General features: G+C 32.4%; 13 protein-coding genes and 1 other RNA gene. 8 read left to right on the top strand and 6 right to left on the bottom strand.

Going from position 1 to position 13,068, the window contains the following annotated elements:
* Positions 1–147 precede the first annotated feature (147 nt).
* Together DOS84_RS17590 and DOS84_RS17585 are read left to right on the top strand one after the other, a co-directional pair.
* On the top strand, positions 148–960 hold the full coding sequence (locus DOS84_RS17590; RefSeq protein WP_111411411.1) for a DUF3822 family protein: 813 nt from the start codon (positions 148–150) through the stop codon (positions 958–960).
* Positions 957–1,559, top strand: coding sequence for an RsmD family RNA methyltransferase (locus DOS84_RS17585; RefSeq protein ID WP_111411410.1), 603 nt, complete (start codon positions 957–959; stop codon positions 1,557–1,559). Before DOS84_RS17590 ends, DOS84_RS17585 begins: the two co-directional genes overlap by 4 nt.
* Positions 1,560–1,621: 62 nt before the next feature.
* On the opposite strand, the gene DOS84_RS17580 is transcribed toward DOS84_RS17585, so the two are convergent.
* Positions 1,622–3,739 carry an outer membrane beta-barrel family protein gene (locus DOS84_RS17580; RefSeq protein WP_243636397.1) on the bottom strand — a complete coding sequence of 706 codons (2,118 nt, stop codon included), beginning with the start codon at positions 3,737–3,739 and terminating at the stop codon, positions 1,622–1,624.
* A 138-nt stretch (positions 3,740–3,877) separates the two neighbouring features.
* Here DOS84_RS17580 and DOS84_RS17575 point away from each other — a divergent pair, with 138 nt between their 5' ends.
* Together DOS84_RS17575 and DOS84_RS17570 are read left to right on the top strand one after the other, a co-directional pair.
* Positions 3,878–5,236 (top strand): sensor histidine kinase, encoded by a 1,359-nt coding sequence (locus DOS84_RS17575; protein ID WP_111411433.1) that lies wholly within the window; start codon positions 3,878–3,880, stop codon positions 5,234–5,236.
* Between the two features lie 10 nt (positions 5,237–5,246).
* Positions 5,247–5,936 carry a response regulator transcription factor gene (locus DOS84_RS17570; protein WP_111411409.1) on the top strand — a complete coding sequence of 230 codons (690 nt, stop codon included), beginning with the start codon at positions 5,247–5,249 and terminating at the stop codon, positions 5,934–5,936.
* A 2-nt stretch (positions 5,937–5,938) separates the two neighbouring features.
* On the opposite strand, the gene DOS84_RS17565 is transcribed toward DOS84_RS17570, so the two are convergent.
* Positions 5,939–6,358 (bottom strand): DoxX family protein, encoded by a 420-nt coding sequence (locus DOS84_RS17565; RefSeq protein WP_165830464.1) that lies wholly within the window; start codon positions 6,356–6,358, stop codon positions 5,939–5,941.
* 40 nt (positions 6,359–6,398) lie between these two features.
* Positions 6,399–6,732: RNase P RNA component class A (rnpB, locus tag DOS84_RS17560), an RNA gene on the bottom strand.
* Between the two features lie 119 nt (positions 6,733–6,851).
* Here rnpB and DOS84_RS17555 point away from each other — a divergent pair.
* On the top strand, positions 6,852–7,148 hold the full coding sequence (locus tag DOS84_RS17555) for a hypothetical protein (RefSeq protein WP_111411407.1): 297 nt from the start codon (positions 6,852–6,854) through the stop codon (positions 7,146–7,148).
* A gap of 73 nt (positions 7,149–7,221) precedes the next feature.
* Positions 7,222–8,307, top strand: coding sequence for a class I SAM-dependent methyltransferase (locus DOS84_RS17550; protein WP_207802074.1), 1,086 nt, complete (start codon positions 7,222–7,224; stop codon positions 8,305–8,307).
* Position 8,308: 1 nt separating this feature from the next.
* On the opposite strand, the gene DOS84_RS17545 is transcribed toward DOS84_RS17550, so the two are convergent.
* Positions 8,309–8,662: a hypothetical protein gene (locus tag DOS84_RS17545; protein WP_111411405.1), complete on the bottom strand. Its 354-nt coding sequence runs from the start codon at positions 8,660–8,662 to the stop codon at positions 8,309–8,311.
* Between the two features lie 280 nt (positions 8,663–8,942).
* On the opposite strand from DOS84_RS17545, the gene DOS84_RS17540 reads away from it, so the two are divergent.
* On the top strand, positions 8,943–9,737 hold the full coding sequence (locus tag DOS84_RS17540; RefSeq protein WP_111411404.1) for an RMD1 family protein: 795 nt from the start codon (positions 8,943–8,945) through the stop codon (positions 9,735–9,737).
* Here the strand turns inward: DOS84_RS17540 and DOS84_RS17535 are convergent.
* Entirely contained in the window at positions 9,734–10,390 is a 657-nt protein-coding gene (locus DOS84_RS17535) for a 2OG-Fe(II) oxygenase (RefSeq protein ID WP_243636396.1), read from the bottom strand. The genes DOS84_RS17540 and DOS84_RS17535 overlap by 4 nt on opposite strands.
* A 93-nt stretch (positions 10,391–10,483) precedes the next feature.
* Here DOS84_RS17535 and DOS84_RS17530 point away from each other — a divergent pair, with 93 nt between their 5' ends.
* A complete protein-coding gene (locus DOS84_RS17530; protein WP_111411403.1) occupies positions 10,484–11,428 on the top strand; it encodes a nuclear transport factor 2-like protein in 945 nt (314 codons plus the stop codon).
* A 104-nt stretch (positions 11,429–11,532) separates the two neighbouring features.
* On the opposite strand, the gene DOS84_RS17525 is transcribed toward DOS84_RS17530, so the two are convergent.
* The gene (locus DOS84_RS17525) at positions 11,533–12,996 is read right to left on the bottom strand and encodes an AAA family ATPase (protein WP_111411402.1); all 1,464 of its coding nucleotides are present in this window, start codon (positions 12,994–12,996) and stop codon (positions 11,533–11,535) included.
* Between the last annotated feature and the right edge of the window lie 72 nt (positions 12,997–13,068).

The raw sequence follows: 13,068 nt of genomic DNA, 5'->3' as shown, positions 1-13,068 counted from the left end.
TGCAAAGTAAGGCAAAAAAGGTTGAAAGTTTATGAGTTTAGAAGTTTAGATTTGAAGCATTGATTGTAAAACGTCTAAACTAATAAACACTCTACTCTTCTAAACAATAAATAAAAATTGTAAGTTTGCAATGTTGAATAAAATACTATGAACACCAATATAACCGATAAAAAATACAAAAAGCTTTCCATTCAGGTTTCACTGACCGGGCTTTCTTTTTGTTGCTTTGACACGCTTCATAATAGGATTGTATCCATAAACGAAATTAAGTTTGATACTTTTCATAAATCGACTAAGATTGAGGAATTGTTTTCGGATGCTTTCCGAAATTATCCAGAATTGAATGACAACTACGATGAAATTCAGGTGATTCATAATAATAACCTTTCAACATTTGTTCCCACTGCCCTATTTGACGAGAATTTTTTAGGCAGTTATTTGCAATACAACACCAAAGTTTTTGAAACCGACTTTTTTGCATTTGATGAAATAACCAATTATCAGATGAATGCAGTTTATATTCCTTACGTGAATATTAATAATTTTTTCATTGATCAATTCGGATCTTTTGATTACAAGCACGCCAATAGTATCTTGGTTTCAAAGCTTTTGGATGCATCCAAAAACAATGACAATAAGAAAATGATTGTTCATTTTAATCCTGGTCATTTTGAAATTATTGTAATTCAGAATCAAAAATTACTTTTATTCAATTCATTCGAATATAAAACGCCAGAGGATTTCATTTACTATCTCCTTTTTACAGCCGAACAGTTAAATATGAATCCTGAAAGTTTCCAATTGGAATTATTAGGAGCCATTTCTGAAGAAGATGATTTTTATAAAATCGCTTTCAAATACATTCGTAATGTGTCTTTCTTTAATGTAACTGATTTACAAAAAAGCAATTCCTTTTCAACCGCACAAAATCAGCAACATTTTATACTTTTTAACTCATGAGAATCATATCCGGAAAATACAAAGGAAGACGCATTTCTCCGCCAAAAGGCCTCCCCGTTCGACCTACAACCGATATGTCCAAAGAAGCATTGTTCAATGTTTTGAATAACCATTTCAGCTTTGACGGCTTAAAAGTATTGGATTTATTTGCCGGAACAGGCAATATCAGCTATGAGTTTGCTTCACGCGGAAGCACTCCAATCACATCAGTTGATGGCGATTTTGGTTGCGTGAAATTCATCAAACAAGTAGCGGCTGAATATGATTTTAATATTGCAGCCACCAAAAGTGATGTTTTCTCTTTCTTGGAAAAAAACAAAACAAGCTACGATATTATTTTTGCCGATCCTCCTTATGGGCTGGACCAAAAAATATTTGAAAAAGTTGTTTTATTGGTATTTGAAAAAGGATTACTCAATGAAGATGGCATGATGGTTATTGAGCATTCGAAGTATACCAAACTGGATCACATGATTAATTTTTCTTTCCAAAAAAGTTATGGTGGCTCTATTTTTAGTTTCTTTGAATTGGATTCAGCCGAAGAGGAAGAAATTGACGATGAAACAAATCGAAAAGACACAGAAGAAGACGAAGGGTAACTTACTTAAGAATTTATACAAACAAAGCCCTTGCAATTGCAAGGGCTTTGACTTTTATTGTATTATCGCATTCTATTAAAGTTATCATCAATATTTTTTTCCTTAAATTCTATCGATTTTATTTTACCAAAAGAATATTTAACAGCAATCGAAAATTCGTGTGCATCGACAAGATATCTAGCTTTTGAATTTATACCATTAATTGTAAATCTTTCTTCATAAATTGTGTTTCTAAAAATATCATTATAACTTAAGGTACAGTTCCAATTGGTTAAAAATGTTTTTGAAACCCCTAAATCCATTATGAATACAGGTTTTCTTTCAAATACTCCTTCTTTTTGTTCAGTTAATCCCCAAGCTGATACTACAATTGTGTAACCTTTTGGAAGTTTAAATTCATTACTCGAATAATAATATAAATATGGTTTTGACGAAATAAGTTCGGCCGAATCATCTTCTATTTTATTCAATATACAGCTTAGGCTGTATATTGAAGTCCAAATTTTATAAGTAAAAGGCAAAGTAAATTCTAAATTAAGTCCCGATTCTTTATCAAAATTGGTTTCTTTAAAAATCAATATATTATTCTTGCTGTCAAAGACAAAACTGCTGTATACGGGATCCAAATTTTGATAAAAACTTAGCTTTACTGATTTGTCATGATATTGAAAACTAGACGAAATTTGATTGGTAATGGTTGGATCTAAATTGATATTTCTGGAATATAAAAAATACGGATTTATATAAGTTGATCCCTGACTGGTCGATGAATAATTGGGCCTCAGAATGCTTTTTGAATAATTCAAGGTTATCGATTTTGTGCTGTCAATCGGGATGTCAAGCTGTATTTTTGGAAAGAAATCGGTATAATTTTTATTGATTAATGGCATATCATCATTTTTGAATTTTCCAATAATATCAGTGTTTTCAACTCTGAAGCCAACAGAATATCCAATCTTTTTCATACTGCCAGACAATTGAGAATAGGCCGCCTTGTTTTTCTCATCAAAAGTATAATTTGAAATGATTGTAGCATTGGTATCAAAATTAAAAATAAAAAAATCAGTTTTTGCATCCGCAGATAAATAAAGGCCTCCCGCTTCCAACTTCATTTCATTTTTAAATTTCTTTTCGAGATCTACCCTCCCCGAAAAAACACCAACATTGAATTTTTGATCACTATTTTGTGCCCATTCAAATTGAGTATCATTAAAATTGTTCTGGGCCAACGACTTTGAATCCTGATCAAAATTAGAATATTGCCAACCCGTAAATAATTGCGCGTCAATAGATTTTATTTTCTTAGAATAATTAACAAAAGAGTTGATTAAATTCTTTTGGCTCTTATTATCACTGCGCGTTAGAACATTATTTTCGACATCTCCGTTTTTGTTATAAGTTGTTGTGTATATGTCAAAAGGTTCGCTTTGCAATTTGCTGTTCATGCTAATTGAAAAATAATCTTCCTCATTGATTTTATAAAATAGGCCACCTCCAAAAATAAACTGTTTTCTTTTGGTATTTGCGGTTGCAACATTATAATTCGAAATTATATCCGCATTTGGAATTTGATAATCAATCCTATGGCTTTCCCAAGGACTTAATTTGTTGCAATTAAAATTGGCTTTCCATTCCAATCTATTCTTTTTGAAACTCGAATTTATTCCCAGATAATTATTGAATTCTTTTTTGAAAGAAGCCACTTCGGATAAAGTGGTTTGTGAACCTTCTTTTTTGCTGAACTTTCGAGTTATCAAAATAACGGCTCTTCCTTCGGCTTCATATTTAGAAGATGGATTATTAATGATTTCGATGGTTTTAATGTCATCTACAGACAAAGCATTCAAATCATTCATACCTACTTTTTGATTGTCGATATAAATCAATGGATTTCCCTTTCCTATAACCGTGATATTCTCCTTGTCGGCGCTGATAGTAATATTGGGCAATTTTGAAAGCAAGTCAATTGTATTAGGAGTTGCATTCAGAATTGAATTGGCTACATCTACTTTGATATTTCCATTTTTATTGGTGAACATTTTCTTTTCTTTTGTAACAATTACTTCATTTAATTTATTGGATATACTATCATTTTCGGTAGTGTTTTGTCCGTAGCTAAATCCTGAAATAATAAGACAAATTGTAATGGCTGCATTTTGAATTCTTAAATTCATTTTCATTAAATAGTATGTTTAGTAATTTGAAACATTGCAAAAATGCTTCTAAATGGACGCTTTCTAAGTTAATCGAAGGTTAATGCGGAGTTAATGGCTAATTTGAATGATAAAAGAATTATTTTTGAATTCAATTTTCACCAAATGAAACAAAGAATCAATTTATTAATCGCATTTTCAGTCGTAGCTCTGATTACCTTATCGGTTGTGCAATGCTATCTGGTAAAGACAACTTATGATTATAAAGTGGCCCAATTTCACACAGAAATCAAAGATAAAATTGGCAAAATCACAAATGATTACAGCGATATTGATTCGGCTTACGTCAACAAAAAAGAGTTGTTATTTAAGCAATTGGCTCAACATTATATTTTAAACAAAAAGCCAAAATTTGAAATTGAAAGTACTTTACTTGATCATGAATCTGGAAGTGCATTAACCCGAAAACTGCAACTAAAATTTAAGCGTGAATTTCCAGATATTTCAATTGATTTTGCCATTGTATTGAACAAGTTTGTCATTTATAACAATCATAAAAAAGCTGATACTATTTTTTCCGAAAAGTCCTTTATTAAAAACAAAATCTATGGCAATTTGGCGACTTTAAACAATGCTTTTTTAGTTCGAAATTATGTGAATACAACGAATGGTTCTTTGGGAAAACAGGATTATAAATTGCTTACTGAAGATTCTATGTATGTTTCTGTAATCGATTGGGAAATGATTATTTTCGAACGAATGAAAATGATTTTATTACTGTCACTACTATCCATTCTTACACTAATAACACTTTTTGTAATTGCCATCAAAGCTTTAATCAGGCAAAAAAAAGTGAGTGATGTCAAAACCGATTTCATCAATAATATCACTCACGAACTCAAAACCCCTTTGACTACTTTGGGAATCTCCACAAAAATATTGGAGCGAAAAGACATTCGTGGCAATGAAGTGCAATTCAATAGTGTTTTGAATACCATTTCGCGTCAAAATAATCGTTTGCAAAGCTTAATCGACCAAGTAATGGCACATTCATTGGGAGAGAACGAAATTGAACTGCAAAAAGAAAAAATCGATGCAGAGTCCTTTTTAAAAACAATAGTTGCCGATTTTAAGATTGTGTTTCCAAAAGTGACTATTGAAACTCATTTTAATACGAATCAAACATCTTTGATTTTGGATAAATTCCATCTGACGACTGCTATTTTAAATGTGCTGGAAAATGCCGTAAAATATGGAAGTAGCACGATCACAATTAAAACAGAATTAATCAAAAATCAATTTAATATCATAATTAAAGATGATGGAATTGGAATTTCAAAAAATAAACATTCCTTATTGTTTGATAAGTTCTACAGAGTCGAAGAAGGCAATTTACATAATGCAAAAGGATTAGGTTTGGGGCTTTTTTATGTAAAGCAAATTATAAAAGCACATCAAGGCAGCATAGATGTTATAAGTGATTTAGGTAAAGGATCTGAGTTTACAATTATGTTTAAAGTCTAATATTTTCCCATTGAAAAAAATACTTTTAGCCGAAGACGATGCTGATTTTGCAGGCGTTCTCAAACATTATTTAGAACTGCACCAATTTGAAATAACTTGGGCAGGAAATGGTGAAGAAGCTTTAGCTATTTTCCAAACAGAAACCTTTGATATTTGTGTTTTTGATGTTATGATGCCCAAAATGGACGGATTTACTCTTGCTGAAAAAATTATCAAAATCAATCCTGAAGTACCATTTGTCTTTCTTACGGCAAGAAAACTAAAAGAAGACAAAATCATTGGATTAAAATTAGGTGCCGATGATTATATCGTAAAGCCTTTTGAAGCAGATGAGCTTGTTCTGCGCCTGAACAATATTTTGAAGAGAAGCATACAAAAACAGATTCAATTACCAATAATTGATGAGTTACAAATTGGAGCCTATTTATTCGATACCAAACGTTTGTGTCTGAAAAATGATTCTGAAATACAACAACTTACTGAAAAAGAAGCGGCTCTTATCCATTTTTTTTATACTCATAAAAACCAAATGATAAAACGAGAACAAATTTTGAAAACAATTTGGGGCAGCGATGATTTTTTTTCAGGAAGAAGCATGGATGTCTACATCAGTAAAATTCGCAAGTATTTCAAAGGTGATTCACGAATACGTATTGAAAGTGTTCGTAATATTGGTTTGGAATTTAAAATAAATGCCTGACTTTAAACTTTTGTTTTTTCAAAAAAGATTGGTTTTTCATTTTTGGAGGCTGCAATAACAATCAGTCCCAAAATTAAGGCACAACTGTACTCCATTCCTCCTTCCCCGTGTTCACCAACCCACCAACCATTTTCGTAATGAATAATGACATTACCCATTATTAGCATAAAAATAAATCCAAGAGATAAATACTTTGTATAATAACCGAAGGCAAGTACTATTCCTCCAATAATTTCATAAATTGTAATTCCCCAAACCATTATAGTAGTTGCAAAGAAACCCTTGGTAGATAAAAAACCAGCAAATCGTTCTATTGTCCCATTGGCAATTCTGGTAACAGCATGAGCCACAAAAAACAAAGGAAGTGTTATTCTAAAAAGTAAAAGCGATTGTGATGAAGATAAAAAAGGAAAATTTCTCATATTTTTTCGACTAAAATAGTAAATAAACATGAAAAATTATAAAAAATGCAGACCTATAAGCCGGATTCTGTTCTTGTCTCGTTTTTTGGAACGAGACAATACCTTATCATTTATCTAGATCCAACATTGCTGCTGGACTCAAGCTATCTACCCTTCAGCAACGGACGAGAAGTCCTTAAATGCTGATATACTTGATATTTCACCGCATAGAGTTTACCTGGTTTCACTACAGCATTACCTGTACATACTTTCTGTTGCACTTGTCCTAATCCCGATAAATCGGAACCGACGGGTGTTACCCGCTATGCTTCTCTGTGGTGTCCGGACTTTCCTCCCTCCCGATTAAACGGGACGACGATAAGGCGGTCTGCGGTGCAAATCTACAACATTAATCAAGGTTTATCAAGAATTGCTCTTTCACTTTAACATCCTATTCATAATCTATTAAAAACAAAATAGTTATCTTTAATAATAATTATTAATCTCTGTTATTATGAAACCAACCTATCATTATACCACCGTTTTGGAAGCCTTAAATGATTTAAAAGAAAAAGGTTTTACTCATGATTTTAATCTTCATACCGAAGCCATTAAAACAACCCCAAATGAATATTCAGTGCAACATGTATATCGTTATGAAGGAGACTCGGATCCGGACGAGGAATCGGTTGTATATGGTATAATTTCCAGTTCGGGCAAAAAAGGTGTTTTTGTATCCGGTTTTTCGGCAAATTCAGATTATGAAGCAGCACATATATTAGAAAAATTATACATAGAAAGCAACAGGTAACGATAGTTTTGCTTACCCGATACCATTTTTGATAAAGAAAGAACTTCCAAACAATTATTTAAGTCCGATGTCCTTGTCAGATATTATAATTCAAAGAATTAATGAGGAAGGCCCAATATCGTTTCGGGATTTTATGGAGATGGCTTTGTATTATCCTGATCTGGGATATTATACCTCCTCCGAAAATAAGATTGGCGTAGATGGTGATTTTTACACCAGCGCTAATCTTACTGATGCTTTTGGAGCAATGATTGCCCGACAGATTGAAGAAATATGGCAAATTCTGGAGCGGATACCCATAAAGATAGTTGAATATGGAGCAGGCACTGGTCTATTGTGTCACGATATTTTAGCTTATCTCAAAGCTAATAATTATGAACTATACAATGTTTTATCTTACTGCATTATCGAAAAAAGTCCAGGTATGCAAGAAAGAGAAAAAATGTTCTTAAAAGAAAAAGTGACTTGGTACAACTCAATTCATGACATTTCACAAATAAATGGCTGTATTTTATGTAATGAACTAGTCGATAATTTTTCGGTACACCAAGTGATTATGCAAGAACAGTTAATGGAGGTTTTTGTAGATTATTCAGATGGTTTTATAGAAGTTTTAAAACCTGCAGATAAGGAGCTCATTGATTATTTTGCCGTTTTGAATATAGAACTGCCACGGGGATTCCGAACAGAAGTAAATTTAGAAGCTCAATCTTGGATTGAAGAAATTGCACAATCCTTGAATAAAGGCTATCTAATTACCATTGATTACGGTGATATTTCCTCAGAACTATATAAAAAATATAGAAGTTCCGGTACTCTTTTATGCTACTACAAACACCACAAAAATAACAATCCATACCAATTCATAGGAGAGCAGGATATTACTGCCCACACCAATTTCTCAGCCTTAATAAATTGGGGAAATATAAATAACCTCAATTGCACTGGAATGACAAATCAAGCCTCATTTTTATTATCCCTTGGCATTAAAGATTATCAAAACAAAACCTTCTTGAATGTTAAGAAAGATGCATCAAATGCTATAATCGAATCAAATTTAAACTATAGACTTCTAATAGATATGGGACTTAAATTTAAAGTATTGATTCAAGAGAAGAATGTTCCAAAACACCCACTTTCCGGTTTAAAGAAAATTTAGTTTATATGTTTTCTTCCAAATTATTGTGATCATCTCCGCCAATGCTATAATGGCTATTTTCCTCATCTTCGTCCGTAGTTGACAGTTGTTCATCATCGAACTCCAAGCCGGGTATATCCAAATCGCCACCAGACATATCCTCATCAAATTCCTTCTGATTAAGTTCGCTGATGTTATTGATTTCAACAGGAACTTTCTTTTTGGAAATATCCTCAGGGTCAATTTCACTTTCTTTATGGAATTTTCTATAAATATCTTCTTCCGGGGGATATAAAAGAGAATCCGGTAACTGGTTTTTATCTTCTTTTTTTTGTTTTAAACTATTGTTTCCTAATTGTTTTTCTGGCTCTTTCATAACATCTCCATTTTGCTGATTTTCAATGTACTAATTTACATATTTTGACTAAATATTAAATCCTATTTACTCGTTTTTTTCAAAGTTTAACATCACTCGAATTGAATTATTCTTAAAAGTAAGATGATAATACTAAAAGCAGTATTAATGAAGGCTCCTCGTTTTTTTATTAAAAAATAAGATTTGTCCTTATTTTAATCCAAAAATAATAGAGGCTCACCTATTTTATAAAATAGAAATAGCTAACTTTAATCTACTTTTTTGGAAATAAAACTTTATTATGGAAAAAGCCAATTTCATCAAAATTGAGGCTATCCAAATAGCCGAAGCTTTTAATATAAAAAAATTAAGAGCTGAATTTGGTATTGTACCACACTCTAGTTCACCATCAGAAATTTTTTATACGCTCACGAATAAAAAACGGTATCTCTATATATTTGACTATGGTGTAGTCGTATTTGCCAATTTTACACCTCGCAAGAAAAATGAATTTATAGATTTTATCAAAAGCTATGCTTCGACAATTGTCGATTTGGAACTATTTGAAGAATATCGAATAGAAATTGACGAAAATATCACAAAAGTCATTATCAAAAATGATTATGTTACGGTGCCTTTTATAGATTCTTCTGTTTTGAAAATTGTAATGTTAAACATCGCACAATCTGTTGCTTTAGATTATTATGAAGCTCTGACAGATGATCTCATCACTTCTTCCAAAAAATACATACAGGAATTGGAACATCGCGGAAAACTGAGTATTTCAAAAAAAAATCTGCTCAAATACATTGGAAAAGTACTGAATGTCAAAAACAGTATTGTTGACAATCTCTATATTCTCGATGACCCAAATTTAGTTTGGGACAATGAAGAGCTCCATCTTTTAAATCGACACCTAAAAGCCAATTTTGACATCAATCCCCGTTTTAAGGATTTAGATTATAGATTGGATATTGTCGAAGATAATCTTAGACTTTTCACGGACGTTTTGAATGTACGCGAAAGCTCCCGACTGGAATGGATTGTAATCATATTAATCTTCTTGGAGATTATGATAGCTTTACTTTTTCATTAGTCACTCTTTAACCAACCTGTAATACTCATTCTGGTATTTTGTGTAACCAAAACTTCATGCACAAGCTCGTCACTTTTGAAAAAAATAGTTTTTCCTTGTACTGGACTAATTTTTTGATTGTTATTCAATTGATGAATGAGCAGCTCTCCTCCATCACTTTCTTGCCAATCACTGTTTAAATAAGTAATCATGGAGTATTTTCGACTAGGATTGTTTTTAAATTGATCCAGATGTTTTAGATAAAAATCACCCGCCTCATATAAGGAATAATGGAATTCATAACCTGTGATTCCGGCATAACAACTTTTATTCAAATAAAGGATAAAAGCTTCTATTTGAACAAAAAACTCATTTTCAAAAGCATTATTGTTTTTTTTGTCAAGCCAATAAATTGAATCACTTCGAATGGCACCATCATATGATAATTTCTCTGAATTGCCAATTCCTGCAGCAGACAATTGACTGTTTTGATTTAAAGTATATAAATTCTGTTTTAAATTATTGGCTAAATCATTACTCAAAAAATTTTCTGATATACCCACTTTATTTTCAATATAAGTAGTAATCAAAGCTTCAAAACTATTCTCCATATCGTATTTTGATGGACTGAAAATAGTTCCAACACGGCAAGGTAGACTAATTAAATTCAGCATTGTGTTATTAAAAACAAAAACAATGTAAACAACTGATAATCAATATATTTTTCTTAAATTTAATTCGCTTTTTAACTAAAAACTTAAATAAACATGAAAAACTTTATGACAACAGTATTGTTGATGGCGACTTGCATCACGTACGCCCAAAAAAAACCAAATGGCACCATTTATATGGAGCATCCGGCAATCACTACGGTAGAAGCCATGACGCAAGCATTTGTTAGTGGAAACACTGATAAAGTAGCCAGTTATTTGGCTGATGATTTTAAGTATTACAGCGGAACATCTACCAATAAGGATGATAAAGGGATGGATAAAGCTGCTTATTTGAAGACAGTTAAAACATGGAAAGACAACATCGATTACCCTAGTATTGCACGATCTAAAGGTGCTTATCCTGACGCGCTAGAATACAAAGATGCTGATCAAAAAGATTTGGTTTGGGTGCAAACTTGGGAAGACATTAAAGGGGTGCAAAAAGAAACAGGTGTAAAAATTGACAGACCCATCCACCGTTTATTTACCGTGAACAAAGACAATAAAATCAAAATGATGATTAATTATTCGACCAGTACTGTGAACGATGAAATTAATCAAAGTTTTGCTGACAGAACCAATGGACAAATCTACAATCATCATGAAAATATTAATTCTGTGCGAAAAATGATATATGCGTTTGAAAACAAAGATTTTGATAAAGCTTATAAGTATTATGATGACAAGGCAACTTTTATTGATATAAATAACCCTGACATTAATAAACAATACACCTTGGCAGAACAAAAGGAAAATGATAAAAAAATGTTTGAAATGTATGATCTAGTAAGTATTGATCAAGTGGGTTATCCTGATTATCTGCATTATGAATTGGACGATGCAAGGGTAGTGCAATCATGGTGGAAAATCAGATTAATTAGAAAATCAGATAAAAAAAATATAGTTTTACCTATGATGTTTATTGATACTTTTGATGATAAAGGAAAAATCACCAATGAAATAGCGTATTACAGCCAAAAAATATTGGAAGTGAAATGATCCAAATCCCTAATTTGGTCATTGTCTAAAATATCCTTATATAGTAAAAGCTGAAACAAATTGTTTCGGCTTTTACTATATAGAAAATTGACTTTCTATTTTTTCTACAATCTGCTGATATAACTTCCAAAAATATCTTTGAACTGATATCCTTCGGATATACGATCTTTACTTAGCTTTTTATATTCTACCAATGCCCACAAAATGAACTCTTTCATAAAATAACGATCTCGTTTTTCTAATTGAGGCTGGTATTTTTCTATTAATTTTTCAAGAGGAGTAATGCTGTCCAAAATCGTTTTGTATTCTTCATCGGTGCAGTCATCCAATAATTCAAAACCGCTTTCGGTAAAAAACCAGTCCAAAACATCGGTATAAGGTGTTTTTTCTCCTTGTTTTTCCAATTTTTCAATTTTAGGAAAATAGGCAGGAAAAAAAGTATGGATGGCATCATTTATTAAGTGTTGCGCCACAATAGCCGCTCCCTCCTGCTCTCCTTCGTAAACTAATTCAACTTTACCAGTTATAGACGGAATAATTCCCATAAAGTCTGATAAACGCAAAGTGGTTTTATCAATTCCAGATCGTAAAGCACGACGTTCGGCCGTACTCAATAAATTTTCGTAAGCCGTGATGCTCAATCGGGCACTTACACCACTTTTATTGTCAATAAATTCACTTTCTCGTGCTTCAAAACTAATTTGTTCCAGTAAGTCCTTTGCTAGAGACGGAATATAAACCAAGTCGCTTTGGGCTACATCTAGTTTTGCTTCCTGTGTTGTAATCGTTCGGGCAGTTTTGATATCTTGAGGATAATGCGTCAGGATTTGTGAACCTATTCGGTCTTTCAGTGGAGTTACAATACTTCCTCTATTGGTGTAATCTTCCGGATTGGCGGTAAAGATAAACTGCATATCCAGTGGCATTCTCAATTTGAATCCGCGAATTTGTATGTCGCCTTCCTGCAGTATGTTAAATAGTGCTACTTGAATTCGAGCTTGCAAATCGGGTAATTCGTTAATCACAAAAATACAGCGGTTGGCGCGCGGAATCATTCCGAAATGAATAACGCGATCATCGGCATAGGATAATTTTAAATTTGCCGCTTTTATGGGATCAACATCGCCTATCAAATCGGCTACGGTCACATCTGGAGTAGCCAGTTTTTCGAAAAATCGTTCGCTTCTGTGCAACCACGAGATTGGAGTTTCGTCGCCTTTGACTGCAATGATGTCTTTGGCAAAACGCGATAAAGGATGAAAAGGATCATCATTAATTTCGGAGTCTGTTACATACGGAATGTACTCGTCTAACAGTTCCACCATTTTACGTGCCAATCTGGTTTTGGCCTGACCTCGAAGTCCCAATAAATTGATGTTATGGCGTGACAAAATAGCTCTTTCCAACTCGGGGATTACGGTGTTTTCAAAACCGTGCACTCCTTCAAAAGTTGGTTGACCTGATTTGATTGTTGTTCTTAAATTGTGTCGTAATTCATCTTTGATACTTTTGCTTACGTATCCTGATTTTTTTAATTCTCCGAATGTATTTATGTTTTCTATTTTCATATTTTTTTTAAAGTTTCTGAGTTTCTAAGAATCTAAGTTTAATTAATTCTGCTTGTTTTATAATGGCAAAAA

The sequence above is a fragment of the Flavobacterium aquariorum genome, assembly GCF_003254745.1.
Classification (GTDB): Bacteria; Bacteroidota; Bacteroidia; order Flavobacteriales; family Flavobacteriaceae; genus Flavobacterium; species Flavobacterium aquariorum.
This window is presented reverse-complemented; position numbering and strand designations above follow the sequence as displayed.